The sequence below is a fragment of the Sphingopyxis sp. UBA6723 genome (genome assembly GCF_002454115.1).
GTDB lineage: Bacteria > Pseudomonadota > Alphaproteobacteria > Sphingomonadales > Sphingomonadaceae > Sphingopyxis.
The window spans coordinates 144,140-160,641 of record NZ_DKIH01000003.1 but is presented as its reverse complement, the minus strand read 5'-3'; the positions used below and the strand labels follow the sequence as shown (position 1 = coordinate 160,641).

Here is a 16,502-nt window from a genome sequence, read left to right as displayed (position 1 = left end):
GGCTGGCGCATAACCCAATGAGGACGCAAGGAAAAGCAAAACACCGCCGCCAATGCCATCCTTCCCGGTTTGGGACATCGGCCGCCCAAGCGTTAACGCCCGCAAACAGCCTTGCGCCCGCCCCTCGCTTCGTGCGAGGCGATGGAGGATGTTCGACCGCCTGTCCAGCCTCGTCATTGCGCTGACCATGATCGTCATCGCGGCGATCTTTGCTGCCTTGACCGGTGGTGACCTGCTGGCGATTGCGATCATGGCCATCGCCGGTTTTGTTGGCGCAGGTATAATTTACAGCGCCCTACCGTCTGCGCCACCCGACCGCCCGGGCGCCCCGCAGCCGCCCGCCGAGACCACGCCCGCATCGTTGCTTCGTCACCCCGATTTCGCGCATTGGGTTGATCAAGAAAAAGAGCCTTTGCTTGGCACCGCCGACAATATCGTGACGATCGCCAATGACGCCGCGGTTCGTCTGCTCGGGCGGCATATCGTCGGCGCCGACCTTCGGACAGCCATCCGGCACCCGGCAGCGACCGACTGGCTGGCGCGTATTCAAGGTGATACACCGCTGGAACCTGTCAATCTGTTCGATTTTCCGCGGCCGGGCCAGCGCTGGACGATGCGGATCGCCGCGTTGTCGGGCAGCGAGAACATCATTTTCCTATCGGACCGGTCGGCGATCGACGCCGCCGACCGGATGCGGTCGGATTTCGTCGCCAACGCCAGCCACGAACTGCGCACACCGCTCGCCGCAATCCTCGGCTATGTCGAAACTTTGCAGGAAATGAACGGCGAAACCGATGCACCAACCCGCGACCGGTTCCTCTCTATCATCGAACGCGAAGCGCGGCGGATGCAACAACTGGTGATTGACCTCCTGTCGATCTCGCGGGTCGAGGCCGACCGCTTTCGGCGCCCGACGGCCAGGGTCGACCTGGCTGCGATCGTTCGCACCGCCATTGGCCAGCTGAGCGACAGCGAACCCTCGCGCGCAAAGGATCTGGTGGCAAAACTCGGCGACATCACACAGCCGATGCTCGGCGACGAGGCCCAACTCAGCCAGCTCGCGCACAACATCATTTCGAACGCGATGAAATATGGTCACGCCGGAACGCCGGTGACGGTGGAACTCGCGCGCGAAGGCAATCGGGTGCGCCTGTTGGTTCGCGATCAAGGCGACGGCATCGCGCCCGATCATCTGCCGCGGCTGACCGAACGATTCTATCGCGTCGATGAAGCGCGCAGCCGTTCGGTCGGCGGGACCGGCCTCGGCCTCGCGATCGTCAAACATATCGGAGAGCGCCATCAGGGGCAGCTCGACATCGACAGCGAAGTCGGCAAGGGGACCCAGGTTTCGGTCACTTTTCCGCTACTCCTGGACCACTGAACGGGCCTCTCCCCATGCCTGCATCCAGGGTTATCCTTGACTTTTCGTATCTTGGCGCCTATCTCAGGCGGGCTATCGTCGCTTTCGACGGATTTTGTTGCCGTATCGGCAGGACCTTCCTTCCTCACGCTTCCTGGCGCCACCGATATCAATCGGTGGCAACTCCACTTCCGTGAAAGGAATGACCCATGCCAACCGGCACCGTAAAATTTTTCAACACCGACAAAGGCTATGGCTTTATCGCCAATGAGGATGGCTCGGGCGACAGCTTTGTCCACATCACCGCCCTCGAACGCGCCGGCATGTCGACGCTGAACAAGGATCAGCGCGTTTCTTATGATCTGGAAACTGACCAACGCGGCAAAGTGTCCGCCGTCAACATCCAGTCGGCCTGATCTTTGGCCAAAGAGGAGCTACTGACCCTCGACGGCCAGATCGATGAGATCCTTCCCGACGGACGCTTTGGTGTCACGCTGGAAAATGACCATCGGATCATCGCTTATACGGCAGGCCGGATGCGACGTTTTCGTATTCGGTCGGTCGTCGGCGATGCCGTTCGCGTCGAAATGACGCCTTATGATCTGACCAAAGGCCGCATCATCTATCGTGATCGCGGCGCCGGTCCGGCCGGTAGTGGTCCGCGCAAGGGCAACCGGCGCTGATCTCCGATAACAAAAATATCAATGAATACAGGATAATATGAACTTAATTTCGAACAGCTTCCCTTCCCTCCTCCGCCCCTATGCCGCGATCAACGCGCCGGCGCGGAAGTCCAACCGGCGATCACCGACCCTGTCCCAAAGCGAATTGCGCCGCCTGATTGCCCAGATGATCGACTAGATCCACTCAGACCGACTGACTAACCCACCCCAGACCAAAGGATATCCGCCATGTCGAACACCAGTGACTTCTATCAGGCCCAGGCCGATAAATGCGCCGTCGACGCGGCAGCCAGCACCTTGTCGCAAGTTCGCGACCGCAATCTGCGCGCCGAACAGGCGTGGCGCACGATGGCCGAACGTCTGGTCCAGACCGAAGCGACGCGCGCCCGTCAGGTCGCCGCAACTGCTGCCAAGGCCGAGGCGAACGCCGAAGCGGCCGCAATGCAGTTGGACAGCTTCGAGCGTTAGTCGACCGCGTCGAGCAGGTCGGAAATCTTCCCGAAGATTTCGTCAATCTGGGCCGTCTCGACGATCAGGGGCGGCGACAGGGCGATGATATCGCCCGTCGCTCGCACCAGTAGGCCATTGTCGAAACAGGCGTGGAACAGCTCCATCGCGCGCGCCGTCGGCGCGCCCGGTCGCGGTTCGAGTTCAATGCCCGCAACCAGGCCGATGGTGCGGACATCAATAATGTGCCGCTTGCCCCTCAGACTGTGCGCCGCGCCTTCCCAATAGCCGCCGAGTTCGCTTGCGCGGTCGAACAGGCCATCGCGCGCATAAAGATCGAGCGTCGCGAGTCCGGCCGCGCTCGCTAGCGGGTGGCCCGAATAGGTGTAGCCATGGAACAGCTCAATGCCCGCGTCGACGCTGTCCAGCACCGCATCATGCAGCTCGCGCTTCACCGCAACAGCGCCCATCGGCACCGCGGCATTAGTCAGCCCCTTCGCCATCGTGATGAGGTCGGGGGTGACGCCCCATTGCCCTGCGGCCGTCGCGCCGCCGACGCGGCCAAAGGCGGTGATCACCTCGTCGAAGATCAGGATGATCCCGTGCCTGTCGCAAATCTCGCGCAGCCGCTGGAGATAGCCGACTGGCGGCACCAGCACCCCGGTCGATCCCGCCATCGGCTCGACGATCACGGCAGCAATCGTCTCCGCGCCGTGCAGGTCGACTAGCCGCTGAAGATCGTCGGCGAGTTCGGCGCCATGCTGCGGAAAACCGCGCGTGAACGCGTTGCGCGCGATGTCGTGCGTGTGACGCATATGGTCGACGCCGGGCAGGCCACCGCCGAACGCGCGCCGGTTGTTGACCAGCCCGCCAACGCTGATCCCGCCAAAGCCGGTACCATGATAGCCGCGCTCGCGTCCGATCAGCCGGGTCCGCGTTCCCTGCCCCTTGGCACGCTGGATCGCGAGCGCAATTTTCAGCGCCGTATCAACCGATTCGGACCCGCTGTTGGTAAAGAATATCCGGTCGAGCCCATCGGGCATTAGCACCGCGAGCCGCTGCGCGAGTTCAAACGGCAGTGGGTGGCCGAGCTGAAAGGTCGGCGCAAAATCGAGCGTCGCTGCGGCCTGCGCGATCGCTTCGGTGATTTCCGTCCGACAATGACCCGCATTGCTGCACCACAGTCCCGACGTCCCGTCGAGGATAGTCCGGCCGTCGCCGCTCTGATAATACATCCCGCTCGCCGATACGAGCTGCCGCGGGTGCGCTTTGTAGGATCGGTTCGCGGTAAACGGCATCCAGAAGGCTGCCAGTTGGTCGTTTTCGCCGCGCATCGCGATCTCCTTTAAACCTGTCATTGCGAGGAGCGCAGCGACGAGGCAATCTTCAGCCCTCGGCCTTGGGCATGGCTGGAGATTGCTTCGCTTCGCTCGCAATGACAACGGGCTTTCGCACCAACAAAGAATCCAGCATGCAATCATGCCGGAAATGCCTGAATAGCGCGTCCCTCTGGCGCTTTGCCCAACCTTGCGATACGCTGCCGCCACACAACGGGCCAAATCCTTGGCCCAATCGGGGGCTCATGTCAGTCAATCTGGAACAGTGGATCAGCGACCATAAGATCGACGAAGTCGAATGCATCGTCCCCGATATCAACGGGGTTCAACGCGGCAAGGTGCTCCCCGCCAAAAAATTTCTGGCGTCGGTGAAGGACAAGTCGCTGCGCATCCCGGGCAGCGTGTTCATCTGCACGATCGACGGCCATTACCCCGAGGACATCGACGATATCTGGGACAAGGATCCCGACAAGATATTGATCGCCGATCCCGACACCATTTGCGTCGCGCCGGGGTTCAAATCGCCGACGGCCTTCGTGATCGCTGACGTCCTCAATCGCGACGGCAGCGAGGTCGATATCGCGCCGCGCACGATTCTGAAAAAAGTCCTCGCGCTCTATGCCGAAAAAGGCTGGCGCCCGGTCATCGCGCCCGAGGTCGAATTTTACCTCGTGTCGCAGAATGTCGATCCCGACTTTCCGCTGACCCCGCCGACCGGCCAGTCGGGGCGCAGCGAGTCCGCCAGCCAGCCCTATGGGCTGGAAGCGATGAACGAATATGAGGATATCATCGATCATATCTATGACGATTGCGAGCTGATGGGGCTCGATATCGACACGATGATCCACGAAATGGGCGCTGCGCAGCTGGAGGTCAATTTCGAGCATGGCGACCCGCTGCGGCTGGCCGACGAAGTCTTCCTGTTCAAGCGCGTCGTGCGCAATGTCGCCAAGCAGCATGATGTCTATGCGACCTTCATGGCCAATCCTATGGCGGGCCAGCCAGGCAGCGCGATGCACATTCACCAGTCGGTGGTCGATGCGACGACGGGCAAGAACCTGTTTTCGACCGCCAATGGCCGCGATAGCGCGATGTTCCGCAGCTACATCGCGGGTCTCGTTCGCTATATGCCGCAAATCGCGCCGCTGTGGGCGCCCAACGTCAACAGCTTCCGCCGTATGCGCCCCGACAGCGCGGCGCCGATCAACGTCCAGTGGGGCGAGGACAATCGCTCGTGCGGGTTCCGCGTCCCGATCTCGGAAAAGGCCAACCGCCGCGTCGAAAACCGCCTGCCCGGCGCCGACAGCAACCCCTATCTGGCGATCGCCGCGTCGTTGATCTGCGGTTACATCGGCGTTGTCGATCGCATGGTCCCGGCGAAATCAATCACCGGCAGCGCATACAACCGCGCCCGTACCCTGCCCCGCACATTGGAGGCAGCGCTCGACCGGTTCAGCTCGTGCAAGAAGGTCCGCAATCTGCTCGGCGACGATTTCTTCGAAATCTTCTTTGCCGTGAAGGATTATGAGCTGTTCAATTACCAGTCGGTGGTATCGAGCTGGGAACGCGAACATCTGTTGATGCGGGTTTAGCGTGTCGTCAAAGCCACCTTCCCCGTTCGCGTCGAGCGAAGTCGAGACGCCGCGCAGGCGCGCGAGGTGTCTCGACTTCGCTCGACGCGAACGGGATTAGCGATTGGCTCTCGAATGAGCGACCCACTCAACAACAGCTATTACGCCGCGACCGCGCAAAAGTGGAAATCGGGCGAGTTCGCAGAGGATTTGTCGTGCGACGTCGCGGTGATCGGCGGCGGTTTCACGGGTCTGTCCGCGGCGCTGGCCTGCGCTGAGCGCGGCTTTTCTGTAATTCTGATTGAACGCGAGCATGTCGGTTTCGGAGCGTCGGGCCGCAATGGCGGACAGCTGATCCCTGGCCTGCGCTGGTCCGCATCCGAGCTTGAGGACGAATTCAGCCGCGATCACGCCGATGCCTTGTTCGACCTGTGCTGGCGCGCCAATCGGGTGGCGGCGCGGATTGCCCAGCACGGCATCGATTGCGACCTGAAAACGGGGCATCTTGAAGCAGCGTGGACGACGAAGGATTTCGACGCCATGCGGCGCGAGGCGGACTATCTCGCCACGCGCTTCGGCTACCAGACTGACGTCGTCGCGAAAGCAGATATGACGAACCATATCGCCAGCCCGCTCTATTACGGTGGCATATACGACCCGCAGGGCGGCCATTTCCATCCGCTGAACTACGCGATCGGTCTTGCCCAAGCTGCCGAAGCTGCGGGTGTTTGCATCTGGGAAGGTCAGCGCGCCTACGAGATCACTGACACGTCCGATGGTCTTGGTGTGATGACCGATCGCGTGCATTTAGCCGCGCGATACGTCATCGACGCGACCGACAGCTGGATCGGCCAGGTCGAGCCCGACCTCGGCCGCTACACCGTGCCGATCATGAACTACAATATCGCAACCGCCCCACTCGCAAACGCCGACGCGTTGCTCCCCAGCGATGCCGCGGTCGCAGACAGCCGGTTCGTGCTCAACTATTTCCGCCTCTCCGCCGACAAGCGCCTGATCTTTGGCGGTGGCGAGCGGTATTCGCAGACGCCGCCGCGCGACATCGCGGCGTTCGTGCGGCCCTTTATAGCGCAAGTTTTCCCGCAGATCGCCGATGCGAGGATCGATTATGGCTGGGGCGGCGCGGTGGCGGTGACGATGAACCGGCTGCCGCATATCGGGCGGCGTGGGAATGTCTTTTTCGCGCACGGTTTTTCGGGGCATGGCGCGCTGGTGACGACGCTGGCAGGCGAACTGATCGCCGAGGCGATGGCGGGAACCGCCGAACGCTTCGACGTGCTGGCGAACCTGCCCTCAAAGCCCTTCCCCGGCGGCAAATGGCTGCGCCAGCCGCTCGCAACGCTTGGGCTGCTTTACTATGCGATGAAAGACAAACTCGGATGACCACCGCGGCCGCCATTACGCGCGTCGCCAAACGCGAATCCGAGCGCTTCCGCGCTGCCAATCCGCGCGCCTTCGCGCACCATGCCGCGGGGACCGGCTGGTTCCAGTCGGTGCCGTTTCACTGGATGAGGGACTGGCCCAGCCCGGTGCCGATCGTCGCCGCGTCGGCGAGCGACGCTACGCTGACCAGCATCGACGGGCAGACCTACGACGATTTCTGCCTGGGCGACACCGCCAGCCTGTTCGGCCATTCGCCGCCCGCGCTTGCCGCAGCGCTGGCGAGGCAGGTCAGCGAAGGCCTGAGCTACATGCTCCCGACCGAACGCGGCGCGGCACTGTCGCAGCGTCTCGCGGCAATGTTCGGCCTGCCGTTATGGCAGGGNNGGCAGGTCACTACAACCGCCAGCGAAGCCAATCGCGCCGTCATCCGCTGGTGCCGCGGGATCAGTGGCCGCGCCAAAATTCTGACCTTCAACGGTGCCTATCATGGCGCGGTCGATGACGCCTTCGTCGATCTGAAGCACGGCCAGCCCGTCATGCGCGCCAGCTTGGTCGGTCAGGTCCATGATCTGCGCGACGCGACCACCGTGATCGAATTCAACGACGAAAGCGCCCTCGCCGACGCGCTGCGCGGTGACGACATTGCCTGCGTCCTCGCCGAGCCGGTGATGACCAATGTCGGCATGGTCCGCGACGCGCCGGGATTTCTCGGGACGCTCCGCCGACTATGCGATGAGACCGGCACCCTGCTTGTGTTCGACGAAACGCACACGATCTCGTCGGGCTACGGCGGCCATGGGGTCACCCATGGCCCGAAGCCCGATCTGATGGTCGTCGGCAAATCGATGGGCGGCGGCGTTCCGTGCGCGGTCTATGGCTTCACCGCCGACGTCGCGGCACGGATGGCGGCGCTCAACCAGTCGCGCCCAGCGGGTCACAGCGGCATCGGCACCACGCTCTCCGCCAACGCGCTCGCAATCGCTGCCATGGACACGATGCTAAGCGACGTCATCACCCCCGCCGCCTATGACCATATGCTGCGCGGCGCCGCGCGCCTGGTTGCGGGGCTGGAGCAGGAAATCGCCGCCGCCGATCTCGACTGGCACGTCACCCAGGTCGGCGCCCGCGTCGAATTCCTCACCTGCCCTGCTCCCCCGCGCAATGGCGGCGAGGCAAAGGCAGCGATGCAGCCCGACCTTGAAGCGGCGATCCACCTGTTCCTCGCCAATCGCGGAATTTTGCTGGCGCCGTTCCACAATATGATGTTGGTGAGCCCGGTTACCGGCGACGACCAGATCGACCGGTTGGTGGACGGCTTCGCCGACTGCACCAAAGCATTGAAGGAGTAGAGGGGCGATGTCGAAATCATCGGGCGTTGTGGCGCCGCGTTCGGAGGCCGAGGCTTTTTTCAAGGCCCATCCCGACGTCGATTCGATCGAGATGATCTACACCGACATGGGCGGTGTCCCGCGCGGCAAGCGGCTGCGCCAGCATGAGGTGATGGCGGTTTACGAAAGCGGACGCATGTTCCCCGGATCGATCACCGTCGTCGATATCACCGGGCAGGACACCGTCGAAACCGGGCTGGTGTGGGAGGATGGCGACGCCGACCGCTCGATGAAGCCGATCCCCGGCACCCTCGTCCGCACCCCATGGGGCGGCGACCATGCCGCGCAATTCCTCGTCGATTTCTACGAGCTCGACGGCACCCCGCACGACCTCGATCCCCGCCATGTTCTCGGCCGCGTGATCGACCGCTTTACCGCCGACGGCCTCACCCCGGTTCTCGCGGTCGAGCTCGAATTCTACCTCGTCGATCCGCGCCGCGCCCGCGACGGCACGGTGCGCCCTGCCCGCCCCGGCTATAGCCGCGACACGCCGCGCAATGTCGAGGTGTACGGCCTGCGCGAGCTCGACGATTTCCGGCCCTTCTTCGACGCGCTCTACGCCGCGACCGACGCGCAGGACATTCCGCTCGAAAGCGCCATTTCTGAATTTGCGCCGGGCCAATTCGAGCTAACGCTGCGCCATAAACCCGACGCGCTGCGCGCCTGCGACGACGCGATCATGTATAAGCGGCTCGTCAAGGCGATCGCGCAGCAACAGGGTCTGGAGGCCACCTTCATGGCCAAGCCCTTCGCCGAGCAGGCCGGTAGCGGCATGCACATCCATGTCTCGGTCAACGACGACGCGGGCACCAACATCTTCGCCAGCGACGATCCCGAGGGCACCCCCGCGCTCCGCCACGCGATCGGCGGCATGATCGCCACCGTCGGCGATGCCTTTGCGCTCTTTGCCCCGCATGCAAACAGCTATCGCCGCTTCAAGGCCAACAGCTATGCCCCCGTCGCGCCAACCTGGGGCGTCAACAACCGCACGGTGTCGTTCCGCATCCCCGCCGGTCCGCCGCCCAGCCGCCACGTCGAACATCGCGCCTGCGGCGCCGACGCCAATCCCTACCTGGCGGTGGCCGCCGTCCTCGCCGGGATGCACTACGGAATGACGAACAAGACCGATCCCGGCGCCGCAGTGGTCGGCAACGGCTATGACCGCGACAATTCGGGCGACGACAAGCCGCCGTCGAACTGGTTCGCGGCGGTCGATCGTTTCCATGGCTCGGCCCTGATGCGCGACTATCTCGGGTCACGCTTTGTCGACATGTTCAGCATCGTCAAACGTGTCGAACAGGACCGTTATTTCGGCGTCGTACCGACGCTTGATTACGACTGGTACCTCCGCAACGCATGAATCTTTCAAAGATTCCTGCTGCGGTGCAAAATAACCTCTTTCCAAGCGGACTTTATTGAGTCAGCTTGACGTCACAAACAGGGAGGCTGCACATGGATCTGAACGAACTGATCAAGCAAACCCGCGGGCGTCGCTCGCTCCTGCAGGCGATGGGGGTCGCGGCGATCGGGATCAGCTTTGGCGGTCTTGCCGCATGCAGCAAGGGCGAAGGCAAAAAGCTCGCCAATGGCGAAGAGGGCAAGCTCAACTTCTACAACTGGGACACCTATATCGGCGAGACGACGCTCGATGATTTTAAGGAAGCCAGCGGCGTCGAAGTGAAGATGGACCTGTTCGACAGCAACGACGTGCTGTTTGCCAAGTTCAAGGCCGGCAACCCCGGTTACGACGTGATTGTCCCCTCGAACGACTTTGTCGAACGCATGGCGCAGGCGGGTATGTTGCAGGCGCTCGACCATGCCGCGATCCCCAACATGAAGAATATCGACCCGACCTTCATCGACGTCGATTATGATCAGGGCCGCAAAGTCTCGATGCCCTACACCTGGCTCGCGCTTGGCATCGGCTATCGCAAGTCGAAGGTGAAGGCGAAACCCGACAGCTGGAAAGTCCTGTTCGACAGCCCCGAATATGCCGGGCGCATCGCGCTGCTGTCGGAAGCCGGCGACATGTTCCGCCTCTATGGCAAATATCTCGGCAAGTCGGTCAACGCACTGACCCCCGCCGACATCGCGACGATCGAGGCGCTGATGATCAAGCAAAAGCCGAATGTGAAAAATTTCCACGTCGATGACGGCCAGGACTTGCTGCTCAAGGGCGATGTTGATCTGGTGCTCGAATATAATGGCGATATCGCGCAGGCGATGACCGAGGATGACGATATCGACTTCATCATTCCAAAGGAGGGCAGCCAGCTCAATTCGGATAACCTCTGCATCCCGAAAGGCGCGCCGCATCCCAAGAACGCCCACGCCTTCATCAACTATCTGCTCGACGGCGAAGTCGGCAAGAAGATCACCGAAACAATCCTCTATCCGACCCCCAACGCCGCAGCCAAGGCGCTGATGCCCGACAGTTACAAAAACAACCCGGTCATCTATCCGCCCGCCGATGTGCTGGCGAAATGCGAATATGCCAAGTTCAACCCGACCTTGCAGCCATTGTTCGAAGAAGCCTTTACGCGGGTGCGCGCGGCTTAAATGCCAGGCTCAGCCAAAATGCGTGTTTCCCCGCGAAGGCGGGGATCCATCACCGGTCGGTTCGAAATCGCGCCAACAGGAGATCGGCTCCCGCCTTCGCGGGAGCACGCAGCTAGCCACATCGAACCAAGCTCAAAAATTTAGGGAGGCAATCGGGGGGTGGCCGAACAGGATTGGAAGACGAGCAAAAGGACTTTCGCGGCGGTTTCGCTGCCGACCCTGTTCTGGGTCATCGTCTTCTTCCTCGTCCCTATGGCCATCGTCTGGCTCTACAGCTTCGGTGAGAATCGCGGCCTGACCGAGATTGAATTCTCAGGCACGCTCGACAATTACAAGCGCGCCACCGAATGGCTCTATCTGACCATTTTCGGCAAAAGCTTTGCGGTCGCCGCGCTCGTCACCCTGATCTGCCTGATCATCGGATTCCCCGTCGCGATGGCAATCACCTTTGCTAGCGAGAAGTGGCGGCCGTGGCTGCTGCTTGGCATCATGCTGCCCTTCTGGACCAACCTCCTGATCCGCACCTATGCGCTGATGATGCTGCTCGGCACGCAGGGTTTCGCCAACAAGGGAATGGGCGCGCTGTGGGAGGGGACGAGCTGGATCAAGACGCTCGTCGGGCTGCAACCGCTGCCGACGTGGGAGCCGGTGCAGCTGCTCTTCAACAATTTCGCGGTCGTCTTCGGGCTCGTCTATGTCCACCTGCCCTTCATGGTACTGCCACTCTACGCCGCGCTCGACCGGCTCGACCGCAGCCTGATCGAGGCGAGCCTCGACCTTGGCGCCGGGCATTTCCGCACCATCATGCGCATCGTCGTGCCGCTGGCGGCGCCCGGCATCATCGCCGGGGTGATGATCACGCTGATCCCCGCGCTCGGCGCCTATCTGACCCCCGATCTGATGGGCGGCACCGACAGCCAGATGATCGCCAATGTCATCGAACGCCAGTTCAAGAAAGCGAATGACTGGCCGTTCGGCGCGGCGCTGTCGTTCCTGCTGATCTATGCAATGTTCATCCTGATCGCGATCCAGTCGATGCGCAAAAAAGTGCCGGAGGTCCGCTGATGGCCTTTTTCGCGCGCGCACCGATCGCCCCGCTCGAATATAGCCGCACGCTGTGGATGCGGCTGTGGGTCGGCGCAGTGATGGTCTTTCTCTACGCGCCGCTGGTGGTGCTGATGATATTCAGCTTCAACGACAGCAAGCGGAACGTCGTGTGGCGCGGCTTCACCACCAAATACTACGAGAAGGCGCTGGGTAACGACCAGCTGGTCGAGGCGCTCATCAATTCGCTGACCATTGCCGCGCTCGCAACGCTGGCCAGCCTCGTGCTCGGCACCCTCGCGGCGGTGATGCTGTGGCGCTTTCGTTTCCCGTGGAAGGGCGCAATCGATGGCACGATCTCGCTGCCGATCATCGTTCCCGAAATCTGCCTCGGCGTCGCCTTCCTGATGTTCTTCGCCGCGGTGGGGTGGCCGACCGATCTTGTCTGGCCGTTCAATCTCGGCGCAATCACCGTCGCGCACATCACCTTCTGCTTCCCCTTCGTCACCATGGTCGTCCGCTCGCGGCTGGCGAGTTTCAACCGTGAACAGGAGGAAGCCGCCAAGGATCTGGGCGCCAGCGAGGCGCAAGTATTCCGCGACGTGCTGATCCCGCATATCAAGCCCGCCCTCGTCGCGGGCGCCCTCCTCGCCTTCACGCTCAGCCTCGACGATTTCGTCATCACCTATTTCACCAGCGGCCCGGACACGATCACCTTTCCGGTGAAGGTCTATTCGATGGTCCGCTTCTCGGTGACGCCCGAGGTCAATGCGGCGTCGACTCTGCTGATCATCCTGACCGTCGTCCTGACCTTTATCGCGCTCAAGGCCCAGGGCGTGAAAGCCATTGCGGAAACCCACTGACCATGACCGATCCCGCCAAGCCGATCATCCAGATCCAGAATGTCTCGAAACGCTTTGGCAAAGTCACCGCGGTCGACAATGTCAGCCTCGACATCAATGCAGGTGAATTTTTCGTGCTGCTCGGCCCCTCAGGCTGCGGCAAGACGACGTTGCTGCGGATGATCGCGGGTTTCGAGTTGCCAACCGAAGGCAGGATCCTGATCGACGGGCAGGACATGGCGGGCATTCCGCCGAACAAGCGCCCGGTGAATATGGTGTTCCAAAGCTATGCGGTGTTCCCGCACATGAGCGTCGCCGACAATGTCGCCTATGGTCTGAAGATCGCTGGGGTGAAGGGCGGCGAGATTAAGGATCGCGTCGCCGAGGCACTCGATCTCGTGAAGCTCGGCGGTTTTGGCGAGCGCATGCCCGACCAGATGTCGGGCGGGCAGCGCCAGCGCGTCGCGCTCGCGCGCAGTCTGGTGATGCGCCCCAAAGTGCTGCTGCTAGACGAACCGCTCTCGGCGCTCGACGCGAAACTCCGCGCGCAAATGCAATTCGAGCTGTCGGAGCTTCAGGAAAAGGTCGGCATCACCTTTGTCACCGTTACCCATGATCAGGACGAGGCGCTGTCGATGGCGTGCCGCATCGGGGTGATCAACAAGGGCGAGGTCGCGCAGCTCGCGACGCCGTCGGACCTCTATGAATATCCCTCCAACCGCTTTGTCGCCGATTTCGTCGGGTCGGTAAATATCTTCGAGGGCAAGCTGACCCTCGACGAACCCGACAAGGCGGCAGTTGACTGTCCGGGGGTCGGCAAGATTTACCTGAACCACGGGGTCACCGGCCCACACGGCGCCGATGTCTGGATCGCGCTGCGCCCCGAGAAAATCTATCTCCACGTTCCCGGCGAAGGCAAAGCGGTCAAGGCCGCAGCGCAGGACGCCCCCGATGGTTACAACTTCGCGCGCGGCAAGATCAAAGGGATGAGCTATCTCGGCGACATCACGCTGTTCGAGATCGAGCTGGAATCGGGTGCGCGCATCCGCGTCTCGCGCCCCAATCTGTCGCGCCACGATCAGGAGGATTTCACCTGGGACGACAAGGTCAGCATGCACTGGCGGGCGGATAGTCCGGTGGTGTTGCTGGGCTGACCTTCTTTGCTCGTCATCCCGGACTTGATCCGGGATCCAATGCGGCGACGAAGTCATGGAACCCGGATCAAGTCCGGGGTGACGAATTTATTGAGTGGCCGTCTTCTTCCCCGGCACCAGATGCAGCGCCGCCACGATCACCCCACCCAGCACCAACCCGAACACCCCGGCGCCGCCCGCATTGATCAGCCATTCCCACAGCCCCGCCGCGGGCAGATTGCCCGCCACCGCATGGGCAAAATCGTACAGGCCATGCCCCAGATTGCCGATATGATATTCGTCGAGCGCGTGCAGGATGATCTGGCCACCGACCCACAGCATCGCCGCGGTCCCGACCAGCGCCAGCGCGCCGAGCAGCTTGGGCATGAAGGCAACCAGTCCGCGCCCGATCGCGCGGCGGACGCTATTGCCCGCTTTCGCCATGTGCAGGCCAATGTCGTCCATCTTCACGATCAGCCCGACCGCGCCATAAACCGCAATCGTGATCGCAATCGCCACCACGATCAGCGTCGCGGCGCGCATTGCAAAGGCTTCGTCGATCACTTCGTTCAGCGCGATCACCATGATTTCGCCCGACAGAATGAAGTCGGTACGGATCGCGCCCTTCACCATCGTTTCTTCATGGTCCTTGTCGGCGACGATTTCCGCTGCCTCGGCGAGCGGTGTCTTGTCTTTGTGCAGCGAATGCCATACCTTTTCGGCGCCCTCGAAGCACAGATACGCACCGCCGATCATCAACAGCGGCGTGATCGCCCATTGCGCGACCGCCGACAGCAAAAGCAGCGCCGGTAGGATCAGCACCAGTTTGTTAAAGAACGACCCCTTGGCAATGCGCCAGATGATCGGCAGTTCGCGGTTGGGCTGGAACCCGGTGACATATCGCGGCGTCACCGCCGCATCGTCGACCACAACCCCCGCGGCCTTGACCCCCGCTTTCGACGCAGCGGCACCGATATCGTCGATGCTGGCCGCCGCCACCTTGGCGATCGTGGCGACGTCGTCGAGCAAGGCAAAAAGGCCGGAGGGCATAAAGATTTGGTCCTTCTGAGGATTCTGGATTGACCCATCTACCCGTTCGTGTCGAGCGAAGTCGAGACACCTCTCGGCGTCACTCTACCACGATGGGTGTCTCGACTTCGCTCGACACGAACGGATTGATAGGAAAGCGCGAGTTTTCAGCTCAGCGCCCGCAACTTGGGCAGCACCTCATCAAGCGATTTGCGGATGATGGCAACCATCTCATCGATTTGTTCGGTCGAAATGATCAGCGGCGGGCACATCACCAAACTGTCGCGGATGCCGCGCACCATCAGCCCGTTGGCGATGCACGCATCGCGCGCCATCGGCCCGGCGGTTCCCTCGGCTCCGCCAAAGCGCGCGCGCGTTTCCTTGTCGGCGACAATCTCGACCGCGCCGAGCAGCCCGATCGAGCGCGCTTCGCCGACCAGCGGATGATCGTTCAAGGTCGCGAGCGCCTTGGCCAGATGCGGCCCGGTCACGCTGCCCGTCCGTTCGACCAACCCCTCGCGCTCGATGATCTCGATATTCTTGAGCGCAACCGCCGCCGCGACCGGATGACCCGAATAGGTGAAGCCATGAACGAAGTCGCCACCGGTCTTGAGCACCTCGACGACATGCGCCGCAACCGCGGTCGCCGAGATCGGCAAATATCCCGACGACAGCCCTTTCGCCATCGGCATCAGATCGGGGGTGAAGCCCATCACCTCATGCCCCCACATCTTGCCGGTGCGCCCGAAGCCGCAGATCACCTCGTCGGCGACGATCAGCAGGCCATATTTGCGCGCCACCGCTTCAACCTTCGGCCAATATCCCTTCGGCGGGATGATGACCCCGCCCGCGCCTTGGACGGGCTCACCGATGAAGGCGGCACAATTTTCGGGGCCGACTTCCAGGATCTTGTCTTCGATCGCCTGCACGCACGCGTCGCAGAACTCCTCCTCGGTCATCCCCTGCCCTTCGTTATAGGCGTAGGGCTGGCGGACATGCTCGACCCCGGCGATCGGCAGGTCGCCCTGCGCATGCATCGCCTTCATCCCGCCCAGCGAAACGCCCGCGACGGTCGAGCCATGATAGGCGTTCCAGCGGCTGATAAAGACCGTGCGCTTGGGCTCGCCCTTGAGCTTCCAATAATGGCGCACCATGCGGAACACCGTATCGTTCGCTTCGCTGCCCGAGGCGTTGAAAAAGACGTGCGGCAGGCGATTGTTCGTCAGGCTCGCGATCTTCGCGGCGAGCATGACGGTCGGCGGCGTCGCGGTCTTGAAGAAAGTGTTGTAGAAGGGCAACTCGCGCATCTGTGCCGCCGCCGCCTCGACCAGTTCCTCACGGCCATAGCCGACGTTGACGCACCACAGCCCCGCCATCCCGTCGAGGATGCGGTGGCCGTCGCCGTCGTGGATGTAACAGCCCTCGGCATGGGTGATGATGCGGCTGCCGCCGAGCTTTTCGATTTCGGCCCAGTCGGCCTGCGCGGGCAAATGGTGCGCGACGTCGAGGCGGCGCAGTTCGGCGATGTCGTGATTGCGGGGCATATGAAAACTCCTGATTCCTGAAAACCGTTGGCATCGAGCGAAGTCGAGATGCTTCTCGGCGTTGCGTTGCGACGATGGGTGTCTCGACTGCGCTCGATACGAACGGAGAAGAGCGCTTGGGTTTTCGATCAGGGCGAGAAGCTGATCCGCGCGAGATAGCGGTC

16 protein-coding genes are annotated in these 16,502 nt (G+C 62.2%); 13 read left to right on the top strand and 3 right to left on the bottom strand.

Going from position 1 to position 16,502, the window contains the following annotated elements; genetic code table 11:
* Positions 1 to 148: 148 nt before the first annotated feature.
* From B4F07_RS01410 to B4F07_RS01390, 5 genes are all read left to right on the top strand, one after another.
* Entirely contained in the window at positions 149 to 1,381 is a 1,233-nt protein-coding gene (locus tag B4F07_RS01410) for a sensor histidine kinase (RefSeq protein ID WP_293704385.1), read from the top strand.
* A gap of 188 nt (positions 1,382 to 1,569) precedes the next feature.
* Positions 1,570 to 1,776: a cold-shock protein gene (locus B4F07_RS01405; RefSeq protein WP_088440752.1), complete on the top strand. Its 207-nt coding sequence runs from the start codon at positions 1,570 to 1,572 to the stop codon at positions 1,774 to 1,776.
* Between the two features lie 3 nt (positions 1,777 to 1,779).
* A complete protein-coding gene (gene infA, locus B4F07_RS01400; RefSeq protein WP_088440753.1) occupies positions 1,780 to 2,043 on the top strand; it encodes a translation initiation factor IF-1 in 264 nt (87 codons plus the stop codon).
* Positions 2,044 to 2,080: 37 nt separating this feature from the next.
* Positions 2,081 to 2,221, top strand: coding sequence for a hypothetical protein (locus tag B4F07_RS01395; RefSeq protein WP_293704383.1), 141 nt, complete (start codon positions 2,081 to 2,083; stop codon positions 2,219 to 2,221).
* Between the two features lie 50 nt (positions 2,222 to 2,271).
* Entirely contained in the window at positions 2,272 to 2,511 is a 240-nt protein-coding gene (locus B4F07_RS01390; protein ID WP_293704382.1) for a hypothetical protein, read from the top strand.
* Here the strand turns inward: B4F07_RS01390 and B4F07_RS01385 are convergent.
* Positions 2,508 to 3,824: an aspartate aminotransferase family protein gene (locus tag B4F07_RS01385; RefSeq protein WP_293704381.1), complete on the bottom strand. Its 1,317-nt coding sequence runs from the start codon at positions 3,822 to 3,824 to the stop codon at positions 2,508 to 2,510. The genes B4F07_RS01390 and B4F07_RS01385 overlap by 4 nt on opposite strands.
* A 248-nt stretch (positions 3,825 to 4,072) precedes the next feature.
* On the opposite strand from B4F07_RS01385, the gene B4F07_RS01380 reads away from it, so the two are divergent.
* From B4F07_RS01380 to B4F07_RS01345, 8 genes are all read left to right on the top strand, one after another.
* Positions 4,073 to 5,419 carry a glutamine synthetase family protein gene (locus B4F07_RS01380; RefSeq protein ID WP_293704379.1) on the top strand — a complete coding sequence of 449 codons (1,347 nt, stop codon included), beginning with the start codon at positions 4,073 to 4,075 and terminating at the stop codon, positions 5,417 to 5,419.
* Positions 5,420 to 5,533: 114 nt separating this feature from the next.
* Positions 5,534 to 6,799 carry an NAD(P)/FAD-dependent oxidoreductase gene (locus B4F07_RS01375; protein ID WP_293704377.1) on the top strand — a complete coding sequence of 422 codons (1,266 nt, stop codon included), beginning with the start codon at positions 5,534 to 5,536 and terminating at the stop codon, positions 6,797 to 6,799.
* Positions 6,733 to 8,148: an aspartate aminotransferase family protein gene (locus B4F07_RS01370; RefSeq protein ID WP_422663581.1), complete on the top strand. Its 1,416-nt coding sequence runs from the start codon at positions 6,733 to 6,735 to the stop codon at positions 8,146 to 8,148. Before B4F07_RS01375 ends, B4F07_RS01370 begins: the two co-directional genes overlap by 67 nt.
* 7 nt (positions 8,149 to 8,155) lie before the next feature.
* On the top strand, positions 8,156 to 9,547 hold the full coding sequence (locus tag B4F07_RS01365; protein WP_293704374.1) for a glutamine synthetase family protein: 1,392 nt from the start codon (positions 8,156 to 8,158) through the stop codon (positions 9,545 to 9,547).
* A 92-nt stretch (positions 9,548 to 9,639) separates the two neighbouring features.
* Positions 9,640 to 10,746, top strand: a complete 1,107-nt coding sequence (locus tag B4F07_RS01360; RefSeq protein WP_293704372.1) for an ABC transporter substrate-binding protein — start codon at positions 9,640 to 9,642, stop codon at positions 10,744 to 10,746.
* Between the two features lie 159 nt (positions 10,747 to 10,905).
* The gene (locus tag B4F07_RS01355) at positions 10,906 to 11,811 is read left to right on the top strand and encodes an ABC transporter permease (protein ID WP_293704370.1); all 906 of its coding nucleotides are present in this window, start codon (positions 10,906 to 10,908) and stop codon (positions 11,809 to 11,811) included.
* Positions 11,811 to 12,653 carry an ABC transporter permease gene (locus tag B4F07_RS01350; RefSeq protein ID WP_293704368.1) on the top strand — a complete coding sequence of 281 codons (843 nt, stop codon included), beginning with the start codon at positions 11,811 to 11,813 and terminating at the stop codon, positions 12,651 to 12,653. The genes B4F07_RS01355 and B4F07_RS01350 overlap by 1 nt, the downstream gene beginning before the upstream one ends.
* 2 nt (positions 12,654 to 12,655) lie before the next feature.
* Positions 12,656 to 13,786 carry an ABC transporter ATP-binding protein gene (locus B4F07_RS01345; RefSeq protein ID WP_293704366.1) on the top strand — a complete coding sequence of 377 codons (1,131 nt, stop codon included), beginning with the start codon at positions 12,656 to 12,658 and terminating at the stop codon, positions 13,784 to 13,786.
* A gap of 87 nt (positions 13,787 to 13,873) precedes the next feature.
* On the opposite strand, the gene B4F07_RS01340 is transcribed toward B4F07_RS01345, so the two are convergent.
* Complete coding sequence (locus B4F07_RS01340; protein ID WP_293704364.1) at positions 13,874 to 14,815, bottom strand: DUF808 domain-containing protein; 942 nt, start codon at positions 14,813 to 14,815, stop codon at positions 13,874 to 13,876.
* Between the two features lie 146 nt (positions 14,816 to 14,961).
* Positions 14,962 to 16,338: an aspartate aminotransferase family protein gene (locus B4F07_RS01335; protein ID WP_293704362.1), complete on the bottom strand. Its 1,377-nt coding sequence runs from the start codon at positions 16,336 to 16,338 to the stop codon at positions 14,962 to 14,964.
* Between the last annotated feature and the right edge of the window lie 164 nt (positions 16,339 to 16,502).